This window comes from Streptomyces sp. NPDC031100 (genome assembly GCF_055570785.1).
The window spans coordinates 30,157-52,623 of sequence record NZ_JBVIGN010000023.1 but is presented as its reverse complement, the minus strand read 5'-3'; the positions used below and the strand labels follow the sequence as shown (position 1 = coordinate 52,623).

General features: G+C 71.6%; 20 protein-coding genes. 3 read left to right on the top strand and 17 right to left on the bottom strand.

Annotated elements, in window-relative coordinates; genetic code table 11:
* Positions 1–4 precede the first annotated feature (4 nt).
* The 8 genes from ACZ5DS_RS40845 to hrcA all read right to left on the bottom strand — a co-directional run bounded on the left by ACZ5DS_RS40845 (position 5) and on the right by hrcA (position 8,886).
* Entirely contained in the window at positions 5–358 is a 354-nt protein-coding gene (locus ACZ5DS_RS40845; protein ID WP_468249135.1) for a histidine triad nucleotide-binding protein, read from the bottom strand.
* Between the two features lie 122 nt (positions 359–480).
* Positions 481–3,690 carry a S41 family peptidase gene (locus ACZ5DS_RS40840; RefSeq protein WP_468249132.1) on the bottom strand — a complete coding sequence of 1,070 codons (3,210 nt, stop codon included), beginning with the start codon at positions 3,688–3,690 and terminating at the stop codon, positions 481–483.
* 45 nt (positions 3,691–3,735) lie between these two features.
* On the bottom strand, positions 3,736–4,296 hold the full coding sequence (locus ACZ5DS_RS40835; RefSeq protein WP_468249130.1) for a hypothetical protein: 561 nt from the start codon (positions 4,294–4,296) through the stop codon (positions 3,736–3,738).
* Between the two features lie 111 nt (positions 4,297–4,407).
* Positions 4,408–4,800, bottom strand: a complete 393-nt coding sequence (locus tag ACZ5DS_RS40830) for a VOC family protein (protein ID WP_468249127.1) — start codon at positions 4,798–4,800, stop codon at positions 4,408–4,410.
* Between the two features lie 18 nt (positions 4,801–4,818).
* Complete coding sequence (locus ACZ5DS_RS40825; RefSeq protein ID WP_468249125.1) at positions 4,819–5,559, bottom strand: 16S rRNA (uracil(1498)-N(3))-methyltransferase; 741 nt, start codon at positions 5,557–5,559, stop codon at positions 4,819–4,821.
* Positions 5,556–6,632: a nitronate monooxygenase gene (locus tag ACZ5DS_RS40820; RefSeq protein ID WP_468249122.1), complete on the bottom strand. Its 1,077-nt coding sequence runs from the start codon at positions 6,630–6,632 to the stop codon at positions 5,556–5,558. The genes ACZ5DS_RS40825 and ACZ5DS_RS40820 overlap by 4 nt, the downstream gene beginning before the upstream one ends.
* A 100-nt stretch (positions 6,633–6,732) precedes the next feature.
* A complete protein-coding gene (dnaJ, locus tag ACZ5DS_RS40815) occupies positions 6,733–7,869 on the bottom strand; it encodes a molecular chaperone DnaJ (protein WP_389174497.1) in 1,137 nt (378 codons plus the stop codon).
* The gene (gene hrcA / locus ACZ5DS_RS40810) at positions 7,870–8,886 is read right to left on the bottom strand and encodes a heat-inducible transcriptional repressor HrcA (RefSeq protein ID WP_468249120.1); all 1,017 of its coding nucleotides are present in this window, start codon (positions 8,884–8,886) and stop codon (positions 7,870–7,872) included. It lies immediately after the preceding gene.
* 197 nt (positions 8,887–9,083) lie between these two features.
* Here hrcA and ACZ5DS_RS40805 point away from each other — a divergent pair, with 197 nt between their 5' ends.
* Both ACZ5DS_RS40805 and ACZ5DS_RS40800 read left to right on the top strand, forming a co-directional pair.
* Entirely contained in the window at positions 9,084–9,806 is a 723-nt protein-coding gene (locus ACZ5DS_RS40805) for an MBL fold metallo-hydrolase (protein WP_468249117.1), read from the top strand.
* A gap of 34 nt (positions 9,807–9,840) precedes the next feature.
* Positions 9,841–10,656 carry a DUF3097 domain-containing protein gene (locus tag ACZ5DS_RS40800; protein WP_468249114.1) on the top strand — a complete coding sequence of 272 codons (816 nt, stop codon included), beginning with the start codon at positions 9,841–9,843 and terminating at the stop codon, positions 10,654–10,656.
* On the opposite strand, the gene ACZ5DS_RS40795 is transcribed toward ACZ5DS_RS40800, so the two are convergent.
* The 5 genes from ACZ5DS_RS40795 to lepA all read right to left on the bottom strand — a co-directional run bounded on the left by ACZ5DS_RS40795 (position 10,634) and on the right by lepA (position 18,706).
* Complete coding sequence (locus tag ACZ5DS_RS40795) at positions 10,634–11,212, bottom strand: Uma2 family endonuclease (RefSeq protein WP_468249112.1); 579 nt, start codon at positions 11,210–11,212, stop codon at positions 10,634–10,636. The two genes, ACZ5DS_RS40800 and ACZ5DS_RS40795, sit on opposite strands and share 23 nt — an antisense overlap.
* 100 nt (positions 11,213–11,312) lie before the next feature.
* Positions 11,313–12,545, bottom strand: coding sequence for a radical SAM family heme chaperone HemW (gene hemW, locus ACZ5DS_RS40790; protein ID WP_468249109.1), 1,233 nt, complete (start codon positions 12,543–12,545; stop codon positions 11,313–11,315).
* 96 nt (positions 12,546–12,641) lie between these two features.
* Positions 12,642–14,492, bottom strand: coding sequence for a SpoIIE family protein phosphatase (locus ACZ5DS_RS40785; protein ID WP_468249221.1), 1,851 nt, complete (start codon positions 14,490–14,492; stop codon positions 12,642–12,644).
* Between the two features lie 211 nt (positions 14,493–14,703).
* Positions 14,704–16,578 carry an AMP-dependent synthetase/ligase gene (locus ACZ5DS_RS40780; protein ID WP_468249107.1) on the bottom strand — a complete coding sequence of 625 codons (1,875 nt, stop codon included), beginning with the start codon at positions 16,576–16,578 and terminating at the stop codon, positions 14,704–14,706.
* Positions 16,579–16,837: 259 nt separating this feature from the next.
* Positions 16,838–18,706: a translation elongation factor 4 gene (gene lepA, locus ACZ5DS_RS40775; RefSeq protein ID WP_468249105.1), complete on the bottom strand. Its 1,869-nt coding sequence runs from the start codon at positions 18,704–18,706 to the stop codon at positions 16,838–16,840.
* A 234-nt stretch (positions 18,707–18,940) separates the two neighbouring features.
* On the opposite strand from lepA, the gene rpsT reads away from it, so the two are divergent.
* Positions 18,941–19,207 carry a 30S ribosomal protein S20 gene (gene rpsT / locus ACZ5DS_RS40770; protein WP_067006864.1) on the top strand — a complete coding sequence of 89 codons (267 nt, stop codon included), beginning with the start codon at positions 18,941–18,943 and terminating at the stop codon, positions 19,205–19,207.
* A gap of 201 nt (positions 19,208–19,408) precedes the next feature.
* Here rpsT and ACZ5DS_RS40765 read toward each other — a convergent pair whose 3' ends face one another.
* From ACZ5DS_RS40765 to ACZ5DS_RS40750, 4 genes are all read right to left on the bottom strand, one after another.
* On the bottom strand, positions 19,409–19,804 hold the full coding sequence (locus ACZ5DS_RS40765; protein WP_468249102.1) for a nuclear transport factor 2 family protein: 396 nt from the start codon (positions 19,802–19,804) through the stop codon (positions 19,409–19,411).
* Between the two features lie 169 nt (positions 19,805–19,973).
* The gene (holA, locus tag ACZ5DS_RS40760) at positions 19,974–20,963 is read right to left on the bottom strand and encodes a DNA polymerase III subunit delta (protein ID WP_468249100.1); all 990 of its coding nucleotides are present in this window, start codon (positions 20,961–20,963) and stop codon (positions 19,974–19,976) included.
* Positions 20,964–21,050: 87 nt separating this feature from the next.
* A complete protein-coding gene (locus tag ACZ5DS_RS40755) occupies positions 21,051–21,296 on the bottom strand; it encodes a hypothetical protein (RefSeq protein WP_468249097.1) in 246 nt (81 codons plus the stop codon).
* Positions 21,297–21,486: 190 nt separating this feature from the next.
* The gene (locus ACZ5DS_RS40750) at positions 21,487–22,329 is read right to left on the bottom strand and encodes an arylamine N-acetyltransferase family protein (RefSeq protein WP_468249094.1); all 843 of its coding nucleotides are present in this window, start codon (positions 22,327–22,329) and stop codon (positions 21,487–21,489) included.
* Positions 22,330–22,467: the final 138 nt, after the last annotated feature.

Genomic DNA, 22,467 nt, shown 5'->3' with positions numbered 1-22,467 from the left:
CGACTTATCCGGGGGGCCATTCCATGCCACGCCCGCCGAGCACGTGCGCGTGGGCGTGCCAGACGGTCTGGCCGGCGCCGCTGCCGGTGTTGAAGACGACGCGGTAGCTCTCGAGCTTGTCCTCGTCGGCCACGAGCTGCGTCTCCGCGAGGACGTCGGCGGCGAGCTGAGGGGCCTGTGCGGCGAGCGTGGCCGCGTTCTTGTAGTGGGCCTTGGGGATCACCAGGACGTGCGTGGGCGCCTGGGGGTTTATGTCGCGGAAGGCGACGGTGGTCTCGGTCTCGCGGACGATCGTCGCCGGGATGTGGCCTGCGACGATCTTGCAGAACAGGCAGTCGTCCTGCGGTTCTCCCGCCATTGCGCTGCGCTCGCTTTCGCCGGTGATCAGTGTGGGTGGCCATCGTAGTCGTTCGACTTCGGGCTGGTGAGGGTTGATCGCGCCCACGCGGCGGAGCCGCACATCGATACCGTCCCGCGCCCCTAGGTCGGCAGACTCGGCGGTGTTTTTGCAGGTGAGGTTTCGAGTGCCTCCAATGCCAGCCTTATCGCCTCGTCCAGCTGGGGGTCCCGGCCCGCTGCCCAGTCCTGGGGGCGCTGGAGGACTTCCACGTCCGGGTCCACGCCGTGGTTCTCCACGCCCCACCCGAAACCCTCCAGCCAGAACGCGTACTTCGGCTGGGTGATCAGGGTGCCGTCCACCAGGCGGTAGCGGCTGTCGATGCCGATGACGCCGCCCCAGGTGCGGGTGCCGACGACCGGGCCGATGCCCAGGGCGCGGATCGCCGCGTTGACGATGTCGCCGTCCGAGCCGGAGAACTCGTTGGCGACGGCGACGACGGGACCGCGCGGTGCGTCCCTCGGGTAGCTCTCGGGCTGCATGCCGCGCGGCACGTCCCAGCCGACGATCCGGCGGGCCAGCTTCTCCACGACGAGCTGGGAGGTGTGGCCGCCGCGGTTCTCCCGTACGTCCACGACCAGGCCCTCGCGGGCCACCTCGACGCGCAGGTCACGGTGGATCTGGGCCCAGCCGGGCGCCTGCATGTCGGGTACGTGGAGGTAGCCGAGGCGGCCGCCGGACCTCCGGTGGACGTAGGCGCGGCGGTCGGCGACCCAGGCGTGGTAGCGCAGCGGCTCCTCGTCCGCGAGCGGGACCACGACCGCGTGCCGGGGGTCGCCCCCGCCGGCCGGCGTGATGGTCAGCTCGACGGGCTTTCCGGCCGTGCCGGTCAGCAGCGGGCCGGGGCCGGTCACGGGGTCGACGGGATGTCCGCCGACCGCGACGATCGCGTCTCCGGGGCGCACGGCGACACCGGGCGCGGCCAGCGGGGAGCGGGCGTGCGGGTCGGAGGTCTCCGAGGGCAGGATGCGGTCGATGCGCCAACTGCCGTCCGGGTGGCGGGAGATGTCGGCGCCGAGCAGGCCCTGCCGGGCGCCGCCTCCGAAGCCGCCGCGCGGGGTGACGTAGGCGTGCGAGGTGCCCAGTTCGCCCTGCACCTCCCACAGGAGGTCCACCAGGTCGTCGTGGGTGGCGAGGCGGCTGACGACGGGCCGGTAGCGGTCGAGGACGCCGTCCCAGTCGACGCCGCTCATGTCGGGCCGCCAGAAGTTGTCCCGCATGATGCGGCCGGTCTCGTCGTACATCTGCCGCCATTCGGCGACCGGGTCGACGGTCTGCCGGATGCGGCTCAGGTCGACGGTGATGTGCGAGTCGCCGTCCTCGTCGTCGGAGCCGCGCCGGTCGGCGGGTACGACCTTGAGCCGGCCGTCGGTCCACAGCAGGGCCCGCTTGCCGTCCCCGCTGACCGCGAAGTGGTCGGCGTCGGCGGCGAGATGCTCCAGGCGCTGCTGGACGAGGTCGTAGCGCTCCAGCTCGGTCTTCGGGTCGGGCGCTTCCGGGGTGGCGCGGGTGGCGCCGAGGACTCCGCGCACCGGGTGGCGCAGCCACAGCACGCCGTCCTTGGCAGCGCGCAGGTTGGTGTAGCGGGCGGCCTCGACCGGGAAGGGCACGATGCGGTCGGCGAGCCCTTCGAGGTCGATCCGGGTCGTCGGGGTGCCCTCGCTGTCGGGTGTCTCCTCCTTGTCGGGCGTTCCGAAGGGCCGGCCGTGCCGCTGCGGCCCGAACGGGGACGGCGTGGTCGCGGCGAGGGTGATCAGGTGCGGGCGGACACCCTCCACGAAGGCCAGGTCGAAGACGTGCTCGTCGTAGACCGGGTCGAAGGAGCGGCTGGAGAGGAAGGCGAGGTGTTTGCCGTCGAGGGTGAAGGCGGGCGCGTAGTCCCTGAAGCGCAGCGGGGTCGCCTCGGTGACCGCCAGGTCGGTGGTGTGGGCGATGCGGAGCTGGGCGAGCGGCGGCGGGCCGGGGTGGGACCAGGCGAGCCAGCCGGAGTCGGGCGAGAAGGCGAGGTCGCTGACGTCGCCGTACTCGCTGCGGTCCACCACGCGGACCTCGCCGCTCTCGCGCTCGACCAGCAGCAGCCGCCCGTCGTGCGAGGCGACGGCGGCCCTGCTGCCGTCGGGGGCCATGACGAGGTCCAGGACGCGGCCGAGCTGTCCGGCGGCGATCCGGCGCGGGATCGCGCCGGGGGCGACGCCGGTGGCGGGCGCGAACTCCAGGGCGTCCTCGCCCTCGGCGTCGGTCACCCACACCACCCACTCCTCGCCCTCCGTGCGGAAGGTGCGCGGCCGCCGGGCCCGGACACCGGGCTGTGCGGCGAGCGCGCGGGCCGGGCCGGAGCGGTGGGTGACCCAGTGGACGGCGCCGCGTACGGCGACCGCGCTGCCGCGCGCGGTGTGGTCGGGTGCGGCGGAGCCGAACCAGTGGGCGGCGTCCACGGCGAAGGGCTGGAGGTCCACGCGCGGGCCGCCGAGCCGCACGTCCAGCCGGCGCGGTGCTGCTGCGTCGAGGTCGTCGAGCAGCCAGAGTTCGCCCGCGCTGGTGTAGACGACCCGGCGGCCGTCGGTGGCGGCGTGCCGGGCGTAGAAGCCGTCGAGGGGCGTGTGGCGCCGCAGGTCCGTCCCGTCGGCGAGGGAGGAGTAGAGGGCTCCGGTGCCCTCGTGGTCGGACAGGAACGCGATCCGGTGGCCCACCCACAGCGGGTCCTCGAGGTTGCCGTCCAGTTCCTCGTGCAGCCGGACGAACTCCCCGGTGCCCTCGCGGTCGATCCACAACTTGCCCGCCGTGCCGCCCCGGTAGCGCTTCCACCAGGCGGCCTCGCGGCCCATCGGGGCGGACAGCAGCACGGTGTGCGGGCCGTGGGCGACGGCGCCGACCGGCCCGTACGGCAGCGTGGCGGCGGGTCCGCCGTCCAGCGGGACGGCGCGCGCCCAGGTGCGGCGCAGACTCGCCTGGCCCTCCGTGCTGAGGGCGAGGACCTCGCCGTCCGGGGTCCAGCCGCGCACCTGGGTCTTCCAGCTGCCCCAGTGCGTCAGCCGCTTGGCGGGACCGCCGTCGACCGGGGCGATGTGCACCTCGGGGGCGCCGTCCCGGGTGGAGGTCCAGGCGACGGTCGTGCCGTCGGGCGAGATGCGGGGATGGTTCACCGGCACGTTGTCGGCGCTGACCCGCCAGGCGCGCCCGCCGTCCAGGGGTGCCAGCCATACGTCGTCCTCGGCGGTGAAGGTCACCAAGTCGCCGTGGAGATGGGGGAATCGGAGGTAGCCGGAGGATGCCGTCGAAGTGCCCTGAGTCACCCCGTCACCTTACGCAGCGGGCGGCTGGTCCGCCCTCGGTTTCGATCACTTGCCCTGCACCGGCCAGCAGGTCGGGTCGCCCTTGCACCACAGGGTCCGGGTGACCGTGACGGTGACGGTCGGCTGCCCGCCGGGGGGCCGGTAGGTGACGGGCGGGGTGTACGGCGGCCTCGGCGTGGCGTCGCAGTCGCCGAGCCCGCCGACGTGGAACACCTGCCTGCCCGCGACCCTGGCCGTCAGGTCCCCGCGGACGCAGGCCCCGTCGACGGCCTTGGTCACCTTGCCGGTGACGGTGATCTTCCGTCCGTCCTTGGTCTCCCCCCGGCAGTCGACGGAGACGACGGTGGTCTCCGACGGCGAGGGGGTCTTCCCGGGCGTGTAGTCGGCCTTGCCGTAGGTCCCGGTGCAGGTCAGCCAGTCGACGTTCACGTGCTGCCGTCCGAGTTCCGCGGTCGCGGTCGTGTCGGTGGTGTAGGCGACCGCCGCCGAACTGAGATCCCCCGGCCGGCATGCCGTCACCGCACCCACGGTCACCGCCGCGAGCCCGGCCGCGCCCAGCACGCGTGCGGGTCGCGGCAGGCGCCGAATCCGCCTCAATGCCCCCATGGAGGGCAGCGTGCCACCGGCTCACGCGCGGCGGAAGGCCGCATACGGCCACTCGTCTGTTCGGTTACGCCCTCCATCGGAGGACTTGCAGGTGTGGTTCGGCCGCGTGGTTCAGCCGCGCAGCAGGAGCCACTCCTGGAGTTCCACCAGGTTGCCCTCGGGGTCCTTGAGGTGGGCCACGCGCATGCGGTCGGTCATGGGGGCCGGGCCGTGGACCAGGGTGGCGCCGCGGGAGGTGATCTCCGCGCAGTAGGCGTCGAGGTCGTCGACGCGCAGCACGACCAGGGAGCGGTGGCCGTTGGCCGGCTCGGCCAGTTCGCCGAGGATCTCGGCCATCATCGACCGGTCCTGCAGCGCGATCCCGGCGGAGCCGGCGTGCGGGCTGAACTTCTCGTACGGGCCCTCGGTCGCGCCCGACTGCGGCTTGAGGCCGAGGACTTCGGCGTAGAAGCGGTAGCAGGCGGCGAAGTCGGTGACGAGGAGCCGTACCTGTGCGAGTTCCATCGTGTTCCCCCAGGTGTGTCAGGACCAGCGGCCGGTGCGGCCGAGGAGGAGGGCCGCGGCGGCGGTGCCGGCGGTGGAGGTGCGCAGCACGGTGGGGCCGAGCACGTAGGGCCGGGCGCCCGCCTGCGCGAAGAGCGCCAACTCCTCGGGGGACACTCCCCCTTCGGGGCCGACGACGAGCACGATGTCGCCCTCGGCGGGGAGTCCGGCGGTGGCGAGCCGCTCCTCGCCGCTCTCGTGGAGTACGGCCGCGAAGTCCGCCTCGGCCAGAAGTGAGGCAACCTGTTTGGTCGTCGCCGCGTCCGCGACCTCGGGGAAGCGGACCCGGCGGGACTGCTTGCCGGCCTCGCGGGCGGTGGCCCGCCACTTGCCGAGCGCCTTCAGACCGCGGTCGCCCTTCCACTGCGTGATGCACCGGGACGCCTGCCACGGCACGATCGCGTCGACGCCGACCTCGGTCATCGTCTCGACGGCGAGTTCGCCGCGGTCGCCCTTGGGCAGGGCCTGGACGACGGTGATCCGGGGGGAGGCCTCGGGTTCCTCGTGGACGGGCTCCAGGTCCGTGACCACCAGGCGGTCCTTGCCCTCGGCGGCCTTGACGACGCCCTCGGCCCAGCGGCCGCGCCCGTCGGTGAGGACGACGTCCTCGCCCGGCCGCAGCCGCTTCACGGAGACGGCGTGCCGTCCTTCGGGGCCGTCGAGCACGAACTCCGGCCCGATGCGGTCGAGTTGTTCCACCACGAAGACCGGGGCCGTCATCGCCCGTCACCTCCGGCCGACAACGCTGTCCGGGCGGCGGCGAGTTCGGCCGCCAGGACCTCCACCAGGTCCGCGGCCGGCAGCTCGCGGGCCATCCGGTGCCCCTGCCCCGCCCACAGCGCCATGCCCTGCGCGTCCCCGGCCTTGGCGGCGGCCTTGCGCAGCGGCGAGGTCAGGTGGTGGATCTCGGGGTAGGCGGCGGGGGCGTACGGGCCGTGCTCGCGCAGGAAGCGGTTGACCAGCCCGCGGGCCGGGCGGCCGGAGAAGGCGCGGGTCAGCTCGGTTCGGGCGAACAGGGGGTTGGTCAGCGCCTGCTTGTGCAGCGGGTGGGCGCCGGACTCGGGGGTGGCGAGGAACGCCGTGCCCAGCTGGGCCGCGCACGCGCCCGCCGCGAGGACGGCGGCGATCTGGCTGCCGCGCATGATGCCGCCGGCGGCGACGACCGGGATGCCCACGGCCTCCCGGACCTGCGCGATCAGCGAGAGCAGTCCGATTCCGGAGCCGTCGTTCTCCGGGATGTCCCGGTGGGTGCCCTGGTGGCCCGCGGCCTCCACGCCCTGCGCGATCACCGCGTCCGCCCCGGCCCGCTCGACCGCGCGGGCCTCCTCGGCGGTGGTGGCGGTGACCAGGGTGCGGGTCCCGGCCCGGCGCAGGGAGTCGAGGACCTCCCGGCTCGGGACGCCGAAGTGGAAGGAGACCACCGGCACCGGGTTGTCGAGGAGGACGGCGAGCTTGGCTTCGCAGCCGTCGTCCCGGCCGCTGTCGGGGTCGCCCAGCTCGGTCTCGTACCAGGCGGCCTCACCGGCCAGCTGGTGCGCGTAGACCTCGACGGCGCCCGACTCTGCATATTCGGGCTGGGGCATGAAGAGGTTCACACCGAAGGGCCGGGTCGTGAGCCCCCGCAGCTGCTTGATCTCCTGGTACATGCCGTCGGCGGTCTTGTATCCGGCGGCGAGGAACCCGAGACCGCCCGCCTCGGACACGGCGGCGGCGAGCTGCGGGACGGAGACACCGCCCGCCATGGGGGCCTGCACGATCGGGTGGGGGAAGAGATCGGTCAGTGCGGAGGACATGACGGCATGTTGTCACGTCCTCCGAACAAGTCCGAATCCGGGCTTCCCGCGGCATAGGACACTGGCATAAGGGGTGCCGAGGCACCCCTTCCGAGAGGCCTCAGCGCCCGTTGAACGCATCCTTCAACCGAGAGAACAGCCCCTGCTGACCCGGCTGGAACTGACCCTGCGGTCGTTCCTCACCGCGCAGCTTCGCCAGCTCGCGCAGCAGCCGCTCCTGCTCGGGGTCGAGCTTCGTCGGGGTCGTGACCTCGACGTGCACGATCAGGTCGCCCCGGCCGCCGCCGCGCAGATGCGTGACACCGCGGTTGTGGAGCGGGATCGACTGGCCGGACTGGGTGCCGGGCCGGATGTCGACCTCCTCCATGCCGTCCAGGGTCTCCAGCGGCACCTTGGTACCGAGGGCCGCCGCGGTCATCGGGATCGTCACCGTGCAGTGCAGATCGTCACCGCGCCGCTGGAAGGTCGGGTGCGGCAGCTCGTGGATCTCTACGTACAGGTCACCGGCCGGACCGCCACCGGGCCCGACCTCGCCCTCACCGGCGAGCTGGATCCGCGTGCCGTTGTCGACACCGGCCGGGATCTTGACGGTGAGCGTGCGACGGGAGCGGACGCGGCCGTCGCCGGCGCACTCCGGGCACGGGGTCGGCACGACCGTGCCGAAGCCCTGGCACTGGGGGCAGGGCCGCGAGGTCATGACCTGGCCCAGGAAGGACCGGGTGACCTGCGAGACCTCACCGCGCCCGCGGCACATGTCACACGTCTGCGCGGACGTGCCGGGGGCCGCGCCCTCACCGTTGCAGGTGTTGCAGACGACCGCGGTGTCGACCTGGATGTCCTTGGTCGTCCCGAAGGCCGCCTCGTCCAGCTCGACCTCGATGCGGATCATCGCGTCCTGGCCGCGCCGGGTGCGCGAGCGCGGGCCGCGCTGCGACGCCGTACCGAAGAACGCGTCCATGATGTCGGAGAAGTTGCCGAAGCCACCGGCCCCGAAGCCGCCCGCGCCGGCGCCGCCGGCCTGGGAGAGCGGGTCGCCGCCGAGGTCGTAGACCTGCTTCTTCTGCGGGTCCGACAGCACCTCGTAAGCGGCGTTGATCTCCTTGAACCGCTCCTGCGTCTTCGGGTCGGGGTTGACGTCCGGGTGCAGCTCGCGCGCGAGCCGACGGAACGCCTTCTTGATCTCATCCTGCGACGCGTCGCGGCGCACGCCGAGAACGGCGTAGTAGTCCGTGGCCACTTACGACTCCGCCAGGATCTGTCCGACGTACCGTGCCACTGCGCGTACCGCTCCCATCGTTCCCGGGTAATCCATGCGGGTCGGTCCGACCACGCCGAGCTTGGCAACCGCCTCGCCGCCCGAACCGTAACCGACCGACACGACAGAGGTGGAGTTGAGTCCCTCGTAGGCGTTCTCGTGCCCGATGCGCACGGTCATGCCCGAATCCCCCGCCTCGCCGAGGAGCTTGAGGAGCACGACCTGCTCCTCCAGGGCCTCCAGGACGGGCCGGATCGTGAGGGGGAAGTCATGTCCGAAGCGGGTGAGATTGGCGGTGCCGCCGATCATCAGCCGCTCCTCGTTCTCCTCGACGAGTGTCTCCAGCAGGGTGGAGAGCACCGTGGAGACCGTACCGCGGTCCTCGGACTCGAAGGCCTCGGGCAGGTCCTCGACCAGGCGCGGTACGTCGGTGAAGCGGCGGCCCGCGACCCGGCTGTTCAGCCGGGCCCTGAGGTCCGCCAGGGACGCCTCACCGAACGGCGCCGGGCAGTCGACCATCCGCTGCTCGACCCGGCCGGTGTCCGTGATCAGCACGAGCATCACGCGCGCGGGCGCGAGCGAGAGCAGCTCCACGTGCCGCACGGTGGACCGGGTCAGGGACGGGTACTGCACGACGGCGACCTGCCGGGTCAGCTGCGCGAGCAGCCGCACGGTCCGCGCCACCACATCGTCGAGATCGACGGCGCCGTCGAGGAAGTTCTGGATCGCCCGCCGCTCGGGCGCCGTCATCGGCTTGACGCCCGCGAGCTTGTCCACGAACAGCCGGTAGCCCTTGTCGGTGGGGATGCGCCCGGCACTGGTGTGCGGCTGCGCGATGAACCCCTCGTCCTCCAGGGCTGCCATGTCGTTGCGGACGGTGGCCGGGGAGACCCCGAGGTTGTGCCGCTCGGTCAGGGCCTTCGACCCGACCGGCTCCTCGGTGCCGACGTAGTCCTGGACGATGGCGCGCAGTACCTGAAGCCTGCGTTCACTCAGCATTCGCGCGCACCTCCAGCATGTCGTCCCCTCGGCCCTTCGGGTCGTCCGCCTGGCACTCTGCGTGTCCGAGTGCCAGCATTCCCGAGCCCAGTGTACGGGCGTGGGGTACTGACTGGGCAAGGTCGGTCGGGCCGATGGGGTCCCCCCGCTCGAGCGAAGTCGAGAGTGGGGGACGGTGGTACGGATAGCGTCGCGGTATGACGGTGACTTGGGAAGAGCTGGGCTGGGAGCGGCTGGCCCCCGGGGTCGGACGGTGCCGGCTGCCCGGCTGGGACTGCACGACGGGCCTGATTCTCGGGGAGGGTACGGCCCTGGTGGTCGACGCCGGCTCGAGCCTGGCCGAGGGCGCGCGGGTGCGGGAGCAGGCGCAGCGGCTGGCGGGGCGCCGTGTGACCCATCTCGCGCTCACCCATCCCCACTTCGACCACGTCCTCGGCGCGCCCGCGTTCGCCGGGGCGGAGGTGTACGCGGCGGTGGGCATGGACGCGGTGTTCGCGTACGAGCGCGAGGAACTGCGAGCGGATGCGATCAGGAACGGCCTGCCGGCGACGGACGCGGACGAGGCGGCGGCTGCGCTGACCCCTCCCCGCCACCTGGTCTCGGGCGAGTGGACGCTGGACCTCGGCGACGGCCGCCAGGCGCTGCTGGCCAACGTGGGCCCCGGCCACACGGCCCACGATCTCGCGGTCCTCGTCCCCGGCACCCCGGAGATCGTCTTCTGCGGCGACCTGGTGGAGGAGTCCGGCGAACCCCAGGCGGGCCCGGACGCCGTACCGTCGCAGTGGCCGGCCGCGCTCGACCGGTTGCTCGCCCTCGGCGGCGAGGACGCGCTGTACGTGCCCGGTCACGGAGCGGTGGTCGACGCGGCCTTCGTACGACGGCAACGCGACGAGCTGGCAGCACGTTTCGGCGTGTCGTGAGCGGGGGTCCGACGCTTCTCCTATCGTCATCCGAATGCGCCAGTACTCCGCCGACCTGACCCCGCCGTGGAAGAAGCCGAAGCCCGTCCCGGAGGTCCCGGCGGAGCCCGGCCTGGTGGTGGAGGAGCCGGGCACCGGGTTCTGCGGGGCGGTGATCCGCTGCGAGGCGGGCACGGTGACGCTGGAGGACCGCTTCGGCAAGCACCGGGTGTTCCCGCTGGAGCCGCGCGGGTTCCTGCTGGAGGGCAGGGTGGTGACGCTCGTACTGCCGTCGTCCTCGGCTCCGGTACGTCCCACCCGTACCGCATCCGGCTCGGTCGCCGTCCCCGGCGCCCGCGCGCGCGTGGCCCGCGCCGGCCGCATCTACGTCGAGGGCCGGCACGACGCCGAGCTGGTCGAGAAGGTGTGGGGCGACGACCTGCGCATCGAGGGGGTGGTCGTGGAGTACCTGGAGGGCGTGGACGACCTGCCGTCGATCGTGTCGTCCTTCGCTCCGGGCCCGGACGCGCGGCTGGGTGTCCTGGTGGACCACTTGGTGCCGGGCAGCAAGGAGTGGCGCATCGCGGAGTCGGTGACGAGCGAGCACGCGCTGGTGGTCGGGCACCCGTACATCGACATCTGGGAGGCGGTGAAGCCGTCGTCCCTGGGGATCGCGGGGTGGCCCCGGGTGCCGCACGGGCAGGACTGGAAGACGGGGGTGTGCCGGGCGCTCGGGTGGCCGTCGGAGAACACCGGGGCGGTGTGGGAGGCGATTCTGAAGCGGGTGGGGTCCTACAAGGATCTGGAGCCGGAGTTGCTGGGGCGGGTGGAGGAGCTGATCGATTTCGTCACGGGTAGCGGTGGGGCCTGACGTTGGGGAACGTGCCGAACTCGCTGGTGTCCAGTTCGAGTCCCAGAACCTCCACGGGGACTGCATCGCCGAATTTGATGATCTCCTGGCTCCGGTAGTCGGCATCCTCGCCCTGGCCGGCAGGCTTCGTCAGCAAGACGCAGTGCGCCATGATCGGGTCCAGGATGAGGTAGGCGGGGATCTTTCCTGCCGCGTAGATCGAGCGCTTGACCACGTAGTCCTGGTGGACGCTGGACTTGGAGACGACCTCGACGACCATCGTGATCAGCAGGGACGGCAGCAGGCGGCCTGAGCCGGGAAGCAGGTCACGCTCCACGACCACCAGGTCCGGTACCGGCTCGCTGGCCTCGTCCAGGATGTCCACGTCCTGAGTCTGAAGGCGAGACCAGCGCTGTCGCGGGATCTGGTCCTGTACATCGGCAACGATCATGTTGTGCACGATGTCAGGGCTGGCCATCATCACGATTACCCCCCGGAGAAGCTCGACCTTGGCGCCCTCCGGAGCCTCGAGCTCCTCGAAGAACTTGGTCATCCCACGCTCGTCCACAGCGGTCATCTCCGTGGCCCTCCACATCCGCCGCGTCCTTTTGGCGGCAGCCTACGAATCAGGTTAGGGACCGAACCGGCGTTCCGCACCGATTCACTCGCCGGAGTGATCAGTCCACCAGATCCCGCACCACGGCGTCCGCCAGCAGCCGCCCGCGCAGCGTCAGCACGGCCCGCCCCTCGTCGTACGGTCCCTCTTGAAGGAGCCCCTCCCTCAGCGCCTGCCGGGATGCCGCCAGCCCCTCCTCCTTCAGCAGCGACAGCGGGACACCCTCCCGTAGCCGCAGCTCCAGCAGGATCCGCTCCACCCGCCGGTCCTCCTCCGACAGCAGCTCACGCCCGGCCCCCGGCGACCGCCCCGACGCCAGCGCCGCCGCGTACGCCCCCGGGTGCTTGACGTTCCACCAGCGCACCCCGCCCACGTGCGAGTGCGCCCCGGGGCCCGCGCCCCACCAGTCCGCACCCCGCCAGTACAGCTCGTTGTGCAGGCAGCGCCCGGCCTCGGACGTGGCCCAGTTCGACACCTCGTACCAGTCGAAGCCCGCCGCCGACAGCCGCTCCTCCGCGATCAGGTAGCGGTCGGCGTGGACGTCGTCGTCCGTCATCGGGACCTCGCCCCGGCGGATCCGGCGGGCGAGCTGGGTGCCCTCCTCCACGATCAGGGCGTAGGCGCTGATGTGATCCGGGCCCGCCCCGATCGCCGCGTCCAGCGAGGCCCGCCAGTCGTCGTCCGACTCCCCCGGCGTGCCGTAGATCAGGTCCAGGTTGACGTGCTCGAAGCCCGCGGCCTTCGCCTCCCCCACGCAGGCCTCGGGGCGCCCCGGGGTGTGCGTGCGGTCGAGCACGCGCAGCACATGCTGCTTCGCGCTCTGCATGCCGAAGGAGATGCGGTTGAAGCCGCCCTCCCGGAGGGTCGTGAGGTACGCGGGGTCGACCGACTCCGGGTTCGCCTCCGTCGTGATCTCCGCGTCCGGCGCCAGACCGAACTCGTCCCTGATCGCCCCCAGCATCCGTACGAGATCATCGGCAGCCAGCAGCGTCGGCGTACCGCCCCCGACGAACACCGTACGGACCTGGCGCGGATCGTCGCCGAGCACCTTGCGCGCCAGGCGGATCTCGTCGGTCAGGGTATCCGCGTAGTTGTCCCTGGACGCGAGCACTCCGCCGGTGCCGCGCAGCTCGGTGGCGGTGTACGTGTTGAAGTCGCAGTAGCCGCAACGGGTCGCGCAGTACGGGACGTGCAGGTAGAACCCGAGCGGCCGGTCGGTGGCCCCGGCGAGCGCGGAGGCGGGCAGCGCGCCGTCGTCGGGGACCGGCTCGCCGTCGGGGAGTGCGGAAGGCATGTCCTCCATTGTCCCGTACGACGGCGGTCACCTGTCCCGTACGACGGCGGTCACCTGTCCCGTACGACGGCGGTCACCTGTCCCGTGCGGCGGCGGTCACCCGCCTTCGGCCTGGAGGACCAGCAGGGCCAGATCGTCCTCGGGCAGTCCGCCGCCGAAGTCGTGCACCAGACGGCGGATCCTTTCCGCGATCAGCTCGGCGCTCAGGCCCGCACAGCCGGACAGGGCCCGCGCGAGCCCGTCGCCGTCGTCGAACTGGCGGGAGCCGGAGCGCCGCTCGGTCACCCCGTCCGTGACGCAGAGCAGGCTGTCGCCGGGCCGCAGGTCGAGGGTCTCGCTGGTGTACGTCTCGTCCTCGACCACCCCGAGCAGGGTCTGCGGGCGGGCGGCGGTGCGCACCTCGCCGTCGGGGCGCAGGAGCAGCGGCAGGGGGTGTCCGGCGGAGGCGAGGGTGCAGCGGACGCCTCCGTCGTGCGGGGTCAGCTCGCCGTAGAGGAGGGACAGGAAGCGGGTCTGCGGGCCGTCCCCGGGCAGCACGGGCCGGCCGCCGGCGGCGACCAGCGCGCGGGCGGCCGCGTCGGCGGCCTCGGTGGCGTCGTCCAGGAGGAGCTGGTTGAGGCGGTCGAGGACGTCGGCGACCCGGTAGCCCTCGCGGGCGAGCAGGCGCAGCCAGGGACGGGCCAGCCCGATCACCACCGCGGCCTCGGGGCCCTTGCCCTGGACGTCGCCGACGGCGAAGCACCAGCGGCCGTCGCCCGCCGGGAACAGGTCGTAGAAGTCGCCGCTGGGGCCGCCCTTGTCGCAGGGCTCGTAGACGAGCGCGCTGCTCACCCCGGGGATCTCCGCGACCGCGCCGGGCAGCAGGCCGCGCTGCAGGACGGCGCTGATCGTGGCCTGCCGGGCGTACTGGCGGGCCGCGCCGATGGCGAGGGCCACCCGGCGGCCGAGGTCCTCGATCAGACCGGTGACCTCGTCCGGGAAGCGGTGCAGCCCGCAGCGCCCGATGACCAGCGTGCCCAGCGGGCGGCCGCCCGCGATCAGCCGGTACGCCAGCGCCGTGCCGTGGGCGCCCTGCGGGCCGAGCGCGTCGCCGGGCCAGGGGTAGGGCTCCGGACCGGACCTGAGCCCGCTGCGCGGGCACGGCGGGTCCTTCTCCAGGGCGCGGGTGAGCTCCTCGATGCGGCTCTCGCTGGCGTGCCACACCCGTGCGGGGGCGCTGCCGTCGCCACCGCGTAAGGTCGCCTCGTCCTCCAGCCACACCGCGCACCAGTCGGCGAGCCGGGGCACGATCAGCTGGCCGGTCAGGGCCGTGACCAGGCCCTCGTCCAGTTGGCCGGCGAGCAGGTCGGAGGCCTCGGCGAGGAAGGACAGCGCGCCCCGGCCGAGCCAGTCCCGGTCGGCTCCGGGGCGCTGCGGCTGCGGGGCGAGGGCCTCGGCCGTCTCCAGGGCGAGGTCCGGGGCGGGCCCCTCCGGGTCCTCCTTGCCGCCTGCGGGCAGCCGCGCCCACACCGTCTTGGTGCCGGTGCGGTAGGTGACGCCCCAGGACTCGGCGAGCGTGGCGACCATGCGCAGGCCGCGCCCGTGCTCGGGGACGTCGTACGGCGCGTCGCCGTCCGCGGGGTCGCGCGGGGCCCGGGCGGGGTGGTGGTCGCGCACCTCCACGACGAACGCGCCGGTCTCCTCGAGCCGCCAGTCGACCTCCACCTCCGTGCCGGCGTGGACGACGGCGTTGGTGACGAGCTCGCTGACGACGGCCATGGCGTCCTCGGCCAGCCGCGCCCACCCCTGCGGGTCGGCGAGCTCCGGCTCGGCCCACTCGGCGAACGCGGCACGCACCAGCGCACGGGCCACCCCGGGCGCGAGGGGACTTCCGGGCAGGCTGGCGTGTCCCTGTGGTCCCCCACGGTCGTGGGTCTCGCTCTCCCGCTGTGCCGGTATGGCCGCCATGTCCATGCGGCCAGGGTGACAGACAGACCCCGTGCCTAAGCGCTGAGTTACCGAAGCGGGCAGCAATGGCTGAGAACTGTGCTACAGGAGCGCTAGAAGACGAACACTTTCGAGCGTGCCCGAGCGCGAGGTACCCGGGGGCGCGGGGAACTGCGCGCCAAGCCACGGACGACCCGCAGCCGCAGGACGACGCGCAGTTCCCCCGCCGCTCCTACGCCTCCCGCGTCCCCGCGTACATCTCGTCGATCAGCGCCTTGTACGCCCGCTCGACCACCGGCCGCTTCAGCTTCAGGCTCGGCGTGATCTCGCCGTGCTCGACATCGAGGTCGCGCGGCAGCAGCCGGAACTTCTTGATGGTCTGCCAGCGCTGCAGGCCCTCGTTGAGCTGCTTGACGTACCCGTCGACCATCTCGACCGTCTGCGGCGCCGCGACGATCTCGGCGTACGACGTGCCCTCCAGGCCGTTCTCCTTGGCCCACTGGAGGATGGCGATCTCGTCCAGCGCGATGAGGGCGGTGCAGTAGTTCCGGTCGGCGCCGTGCACCAGGATGTTGGAGACGTAGGGGCACACCGCCTTGAACTGGCCCTCGACCTCGGCGGGGGCGACGTACTTGCCGCCGGAGGTCTTGATGAGGTCCTTCTTGCGGTCGGTGATGCGCAGGTAGCCGTCGGGCGACAGCTCGCCGATGTCGCCGGTGTGGAACCAGCCGTCGGACTCCAGCACCTCGGCGGTCTTCTCGGGCTGCTGGTGGTAGCCCTCCATGATGCCGGGACCGCGCAGCAGGATCTCGCCGTCGTCCGCGATGCGCACCTCGCAGCCGGGCAGCGGCTTGCCGACCGTGCCGGTGCGGTAGGCCTCGCCGGGGTTGACGAAGGAGGCCGCGGAGGTCTCGGTGAGGCCGTAGCCCTCCAGGATGTGGATGCCGGCACCGGCGAAGAAGTAGCCGATCTCCGGGGAGAGGGCGGAGGCGCCCGAGACACAGGCGCGCAGCCGGCCGCCGAAGGCCGCGCGGAGCTTGGAGTAGACGAGGGCGTCGGCGACCTTGTGCTTGGCGCCGAGCGAGAACGGGACGGCGGCGGTGCCGGTGCGCCGGAAGGTGTCCTGGCTGGTCTTGGCGTATTCGCGGGCGATCTCGGCGGCCCACTGGAAGATCTTGTACTTGGCCCCGCCGCCCTCGCGGGCCTTGGCCGCGACGCCGTTGTAGACCTTCTCGAAGATGCGCGGCACGGCCGCCATGTACGTCGGCTGCACCACCGGAAGGTTCTCGATGATCTTGTCGACGCGGCCGTCCACGGCGGTGACGTGCCCGACCTCGATCTGCCCTGAGGTGAGCACCTTGCCGAAGACGTGGGCGAGCGGCAGCCACAGGTACTGCACGTCCTCGCCGCTGATCAGGCCGGTCGCGGCGATGGCCTTCGCCATGTACGCCCAGTTGTCGTGCGGCAGGCGCACGCCCTTGGGGCGGCCGGTGGTGCCGGAGGTGTAGATGAGGGTGGCGAGCTGGTCGCTGGTGAGCGCGCCGACCCGCTCCTTGATCAGCTCGGGGTGCTGCTCCAGGTAGGCGGCGCCGCGCTGCTCCAGCTCGGTGAGGGTGGTCACCCAGTCGTCCGTCTCGACGCCGGCCGGGTCGATGACGACGACCTTGGTCAGCGCGGGCAGCTCCGCACGCTTCTCCACCGCCTTGGCGACCTGGGCCGCGTCCTCGGCGATCAGCACCCGGCTCTCGGAGTCGGAGAGGATGAACGCCGACTCGTCGGCGTTGGTCTGCGGGTAGACGGTCGTGGTGGCGCCGCCCGCGCACATGATGCCGAGGTCGGCGAGGATCCACTCGACCCGGGTCGAGGAGGCGAGCGCCACCCGCTGCTCCGGCTGGAGGCCCAGTTCGATGAGGCCGGCCGCGATCGCGTACACCCGCTGCGCCGCCTCGCCCCAGCTCAGCGACTTCCAGTCGTCGGGGCCCTGGCCCGAGGCCGGCGGGACGGGATAGCGGTAGGCCTCGGCGTCCGGTGTGGCTGCCACGCGTTCCAGGAAGAGGGCCGCGACGGACGGCGGACGGTTCTCGATCAGGGTCTGTGTGTCGGTCACGACATCCTCCGGGGCCCGCGACGGTGCGGCTGACTCGGTGCGGCTGGGTTAACTCACGGTGGGGTTCGCGTTTGTTGTTTAACTCGCGAGTAACTATCGAGCAGGGATCAGAGTAAGCCGCGACCGGCCGCTGCGTAAGGGGCATCGGCCTGTCACTTTCCACGCAGAGCGACGCTACGCACGCGTAGGGGCCCGCCGCACTTTCGTACGACGAGCCCCCTGTGCCCGGTTTGCGGACGTAACCCGTTGTTACCGCTGGTTACTTCTTGCCCTTGGCCGACCCCGCGCTGTCATCACTGGACAGAACCGCGATGAAGGCCTCCTGCGGAACCTCCACGGAACCCACCATCTTCATCCGCTTCTTGCCTTCCTTCTGCTTCTCCAGCAGCTTCCGCTTACGGGAGATGTCACCGCCGTAGCACTTGGCGAGGACGTCCTTGCGGATGGCGCGGATGGTCTCGCGGGCGATGACCCGGGAGCCGATGGCGGCCTGGATGGGCACCTCGAACGCCTGGCGCGGGATCAGCTCGCGCAGCTTGGCGACAAGCCGCACCCCGTACGCGTACGCCGCGTCCTTGTGGGTGATCGCCGAGAAGGCGTCCACCTTGTCGCCGTGCAGCAGGATGTCGACCTTGACGAGGCTGGAGGTCTGCTCGCCGGTGGGCTCGTAGTCGAGGGAGGCGTAGCCGCGGGTCTTGGACTTCAGCTGGTCGAAGAAGTCGAAGACGATCTCCGCGAGCGGCAGCGTGTAGCGGATCTCGACCCGGTCCTCGGAGAGGTAGTCCATGCCGAGCAGGGTGCCGCGCCTGGTCTGGCACAGCTCCATGATCGAGCCGATGAACTCCGTGGGCGCCAGGATGGTGGCGCGCACGACCGGCTCGTACACCTCGCCGATCTTCCCCTCGGGGAACTCGCTCGGGTTGGTGACGATGTGCTCGCTGCGGTCCTCCATGACCACGCGGTAGACCACGTTGGGCGCGGTGGCGATCAGGTCGAGCCCGAACTCGCGCTCCAGCCGCTCCCGGATCACGTCCAGGTGCAGCAGGCCGAGGAAGCCGACACGGAAACCGAAGCCGAGGGCCGCGGAGGTCTCCGGTTCGTAGACCAGCGCGGCATCGTTGAGCTGCAGCTTGTCCAGGGCCTCGCGCAGCTCGGGGTAGTCGGAGCCGTCCAGCGGATACAGACCGGAGAAGACCATCGGCTTCGGGTCCTTGTAGCCGCCGAGCGCCTCGGTGGCGCCCTTGGCCTGGCTGGTGACGGTGTCACCGACCTTGGACTGGCGGACATCCTTCACGCCGGTGATGAGGTAACCCACCTCACCGACACCGAGACCGTCCGCCGGGAGCATCTCGGGCGAGTTGACGCCGATCTCCAGCAGCTCGTGGGTGGCGCCGGTCGACATCATCCTGATGCGCTCGCGCTTGTTGAGCTGGCCGTCGATGACACGGACGTACGTCACCACACCGCGGTAGGAGTCGTACACCGAGTCGAAGATCATCGCGCGCGCGGGGGCGTCCTTGACGCCAACCGGCGCCGGGATCTCCCGGACGACCTTGTCGAGCAGCGCATCGACGCCGACACCGGTCTTCGCGGAGACCCGGAGCACGTCGTCGGGCTCGCAGCCGACCAGGTTGGCGAGCTCCTCGGCGAACTTCTCGGGCTGCGCGGCCGGCAGGTCGATCTTGTTCAGCACGGGGATGATCGTGAGGTCGTTCTCCATCGCCAGGTAGAGGTTGGCGAGGGTCTGCGCCTCGATGCCCTGGGCGGCGTCGACGAGGAGGATGGTCCCCTCGCAGGCGGCCAGCGACCGCGAGACCTCGTAGGTGAAGTCGACGTGCCCCGGGGTGTCGATCATGTTGAGGATGTGCGTGTTGCCTGGGTCCTGGCTCGGAGCCCACGGCAGACGCACCGCCTGGGACTTGATCGTGATGCCGCGCTCGCGCTCGATGTCCATCCGGTCGAGGTACTGAGCACGCATCTGCCGCTGCTCGACCACACCGGTCAACTGGAGCATCCGGTCGGCGAGCGTGGACTTGCCGTGGTCGATGTGCGCGATGATGCAGAAATTGCGGATCAGAGCCGGGTCGGTACGGCTCGGCTCGGGCACATGGTTAGGGGTCGCGGGCACGCAGGGTCCTGATTCTTGAGGTATCCGCAGGGTAAGGGTCTCGGGTCGGATCGATACGTAGTCTCCATGGTCCCACGCGGAGGGACCGGGGACCGTTTTGGGCCGCTCGCAGGGCCACTGGTACTGTAGATGGCTGTGCCTCATGCCCTCTCAGCGCGAGGCGCGACAGAAAATTTCTGAATCACCGGTACGGGACCCGAGCGGCCCCGGACCAGAACCTGAAAAGGCTCCTTCGTGGCGAACATCAAGTCCCAGATCAAGCGGATCAAGACCAACGAGAAGGCTCGGCTGCGCAACAAGGCCGTCAAGTCCTCCCTGAAGACCGCGATCCGCAAGGCCCGTGAGGCCGCTGCCGCGGGTGACGTCGAGAAGGCCACCGAGCTGCAGCGCGCTGCCGCGCGTGCGCTCGACAAGGCCGTCTCCAAGGGCGTCATCCACAAGAACCAGGCCGCCAACAAGAAGTCGGCGCTTGCTTCCAAGGTCACGTCCCTCAAGGGCTGAACCTCCTTTTTGATCTGACCGCCGGCAGGACCCAGAGCGGGCCCTCTCTCATCCGCTCCCGACCGGCACCCCCGGATCCGTGCGCGGCCTGCGTTCGCCACGCGGGCGCGGATCCAACAGCTTGATCCGAAGGCCCCGGCGCCCTCCCTTCCCCAGGGCGGGCGGCGGGGCCTTCGGCATGGCCCCCACCCGGCCTTCGCATCACGCCCAGAAGGCGTCGTCCTTGTCGATGTCCGGTACGCACTCGTCTATGTCGGTGATCTTGTCTCCGACGATCCGGACGACGAGGCATCCGTCCTCTGCATAGCGCCTGCCCTCGCGCTCCGCCGTGATGTGGTGGAGAGACACGACGTGACCCCGGCCGTCGACGAACACACTGCGCAACTGGGCGCGCAGGCTGCCACCGCTGTCCTGGAACAGCCGGCCGTACATGTTCATGACGGCGTCCTGGCCCTTGAAGTCGCCGGACAGCGGGTGGCTGCCGGGCGCGTGATAGGTCACGTCCGCCGTCATCAGCCCGCGCAGGGTGTCCATGTCGGCACGGGAGAAGGCGTCGTAACCCTTGCGGACGAGCGTTGCGTGCGGGTGTTCAGCCACGGCGACCGCCGCCTTCCAGCGCCTCGGCGATGTAACGGCTGACAGCTCCGATTCTCCTCGCCGCCGACCGGGAGGCGACTGGATCACCGCCCCGCCGGGCGGGTCAGCCCACTGGATCAGCGCTCCGCCGTACGGCTCAGCCCACTGGCCCAGCACTCCGCCATGCCGCTCAGGCCCGCCCCCGGGACCGCGCGGCGCGGGCGATCGTCACGACCGCCTTCTCCAGCGCGTACTCGGGGTCGTCACCGCCGCCCTTCACGCCGGCGTCGGCCTCGGCGACCGCCCGCAGCGCCATGGCCACCCCGTCCGGGGTCCAGCCCCTCATCTGCTGGCGCACGCGGTCGATCTTCCACGGCGGCATGCCCAGCTCACGGGCCAGATCGGCGGGCCGGCCGCCGCGCGCCGACGACAGCTTCCCGATCGCCCGCACGCCCTGCGCGAGCGCGCTGGTGATCAACACCGGAGCCACTCCGGTGGCCAGCGACCACCGCAGCGCCTCCAGCGCCTCCGCCGTACGGCCCTCCACCGCCCGGTCGGCGACGGTGAAGCTGGACGCCTCGGCCCGCCCTGTGTAGTACCGCCCGACGACGGCCTCGTCGATCGTCCCCTCGACGTCGGCGACGAGCTGCGCCGCCGCCGAGGCCAGCTCGCGCAGATCACTGCCGATCGCATCGACCAGGGCCTGGCACGCCTCGGGCGTGGCCGACCGCCCGAACCCCCGGAACTCCCCTCTCACGAACGCCAGCCGGTCCGCCGGCTTGGTCATCTTCGGGCAGGCCACCTCGCGCGCTCCGGCCTTGCGCGCGGCGTCGAGCAGCCCCTTGCCCTTCGCGCCGCCCGCATGCAGCAGCACGAGGGTGATCTCCTCCGCGGGCGCCCCGAGATACGCCTTCACGTCCTTGATCGTGTCGGTCGACAGATCCTGCGCGTTGCGTACGACCACGACCTTGCGCTCGGCGAAGAGCGAGGGGCTCGTCAGCTCGGCGAGCGTGCCGGGCTGGAGCTGGTCCGGGGTCAGGTCCCGTACGTCCGTGTCGGCGTCGGCGGCCTTGGCGGCGGCCACCACCTCCTGCACGGCACGGTCGAGCAGGAGGTCCTCCTGGCCCACGGCGAGTGTCACCGGGGCGAGAGGGTCGTCATTCGCAGTCTTTCTGGCCATCGCCTACAGCATCCCACGCGGCACTGACAACGAACCGGCCCGCGCACCCTGACCGGTCCCGGACCGTACCCGGGGTCCGTCTCGGGGTCACGGTTCCTCGCGCCAGCCGTCCCACTCCCCCGCGAACGCGTCCAGTTCGGCGGGGTCCAGGCGTCCTTGCTCGTCGCGCAGGACCACCAGCCACTGGGCGTCCTCCGCGTCGTCCTCGCCGGCCAGGGCGTCCCGGACGAGCTGGGGCTCCTCGTCGAGGGCGAAGCGCTCCCCGAGCGCCTCGGCCGCCTCCTCGGCGGCATCGCGGTCGGGCAGCACCAGCACGTGTCTCACATCGCTCACGGCCCTATTCTCCCGATACCCGGCCCAGTCCCCATGGCCGGGTGAGCCCCCGGCACAGGCCGCCGTCCGGGGGACCCGAATCAGCCCTTCCGGCAGGTGAGAACTGGGGCAGAGGCCGCCGCCCGAAGTCACGAATCAGCCCTTCCGACAGGCGAGACCTCGGGCACAGGCCGCCGCCCGGCGTCCCGAATCAGCCGTCCCTGTTGGCCTTCCGCACCGTGGGCACACCGCTCAGCCCGATTCCGAACCGCTCCCGGTAGACCGACAGCACCTCCTCGTCCGTGCCCAGTTCCCTGGTCTCCTTGTGTCCGTCGGGGGCCGTCGTCGTCAACGCCTGGCCGCTGAGGGTGATCCGCCCTCCGTCCGCCGTCACCCGCGAGCACACCAGGGACCGGGTGAAGTGCGACTGCGGCGAGGTGCTGTGCCACCAGGCCCCGGCCGCGAAGTCCCCGAACGCGCGGGGCCGCGTCTCCAACCGGTACTGCGGCTTGCCGTTCCGTACGACGTCCAGGTCCGCGGCCCCGGCCGGCCCGCCCCCGCCGCCCAGCACTCCGGCCGGGTCCGCACCGGCCTCCGCCACCCGGAACGTCCCGCCCGGGTCGGGCTGCTCCCCGCGTTCCGCGCAGGCCAGCGGATAGTGGCTGTGCGCACCGAACCCGACGTCGGCGAGCCAGTCACCACCGTCCGACGTCCGCACCCGCAGCGCGAGGTGGTCGTAGGGGATGCCGAGGCGCCCTTCGTCCCCGTGCACCCGCGCCGCGAGCAGCTGGACCTCGTAGCCGAGAGCGGTGAGCAACGCCCCGAACGCACCGTTGAGTTCGTAGCAGAACCCGCCCCGCCGCTCCTCCACCACCTTGTCCAGCAGCCGCTTCTCCTCCAGCACGATCTCCTCGCCGAGGTGGATCGACAGGTTCTCGAAGGGGACGGTCCGCAGATGGCGCAGGTGCAGCTCGCGCAGGGCTGCGGAGGTGGGATGCTGCGGGCGAGCGGCCCCGAGACGGCGGAGATAGGCGTCTGCCTGTGCTGAGTTCATGCACCCAGTCTGGGCGAAGTCCACGGCCCGGTCCGGGCGAAGCTCACGGTCCAGTCTGGGCGAAGTTCACGGCCCGGTCCGGGCGAAGCTCACGGCTCAGCCTGGGGCGAAGTTCACAGCCCGGTCCGGGCGAACGAT

Coding starts and splice junctions, on each gene's coding strand:
- ACZ5DS_RS40845 (WP_468249135.1), bottom strand. CDS start 358: ATGGCGGGAGAACCGCAGGACGACTGCCTGTTCTGCAAGATCGTCGCA.
- ACZ5DS_RS40805 (WP_468249117.1), top strand. CDS start 9,084: ATGACGGTGACTTGGGAAGAGCTGGGCTGGGAGCGGCTGGCCCCCGGG.
- ACZ5DS_RS40830 (WP_468249127.1), bottom strand. CDS start 4,800: ATGGAACTCGCACAGGTACGGCTCCTCGTCACCGACTTCGCCGCCTGC.
- ACZ5DS_RS40835 (WP_468249130.1), bottom strand. CDS start 4,296: ATGGGGGCATTGAGGCGGATTCGGCGCCTGCCGCGACCCGCACGCGTG.
- ACZ5DS_RS40785 (WP_468249221.1), bottom strand. CDS start 14,492: ATGGCGGCCATACCGGCACAGCGGGAGAGCGAGACCCACGACCGTGGG.
- hrcA (WP_468249120.1), bottom strand. CDS start 8,886: ATGCTGAGTGAACGCAGGCTTCAGGTACTGCGCGCCATCGTCCAGGAC.
- ACZ5DS_RS40800 (WP_468249114.1), top strand. CDS start 9,841: ATGCGCCAGTACTCCGCCGACCTGACCCCGCCGTGGAAGAAGCCGAAG.
- ACZ5DS_RS40820 (WP_468249122.1), bottom strand. CDS start 6,632: ATGTCCTCCGCACTGACCGATCTCTTCCCCCACCCGATCGTGCAGGCC.
- ACZ5DS_RS40825 (WP_468249125.1), bottom strand. CDS start 5,559: ATGACGGCCCCGGTCTTCGTGGTGGAACAACTCGACCGCATCGGGCCG.
- hemW (WP_468249109.1), bottom strand. CDS start 12,545: ATGCCTTCCGCACTCCCCGACGGCGAGCCGGTCCCCGACGACGGCGCG.
- ACZ5DS_RS40795 (WP_468249112.1), bottom strand. CDS start 11,212: ATGACCGCTGTGGACGAGCGTGGGATGACCAAGTTCTTCGAGGAGCTC.
- holA (WP_468249100.1), bottom strand. CDS start 20,963: ATGGCCAGAAAGACTGCGAATGACGACCCTCTCGCCCCGGTGACACTC.
- ACZ5DS_RS40750 (WP_468249094.1), bottom strand. CDS start 22,329: ATGAACTCAGCACAGGCAGACGCCTATCTCCGCCGTCTCGGGGCCGCT.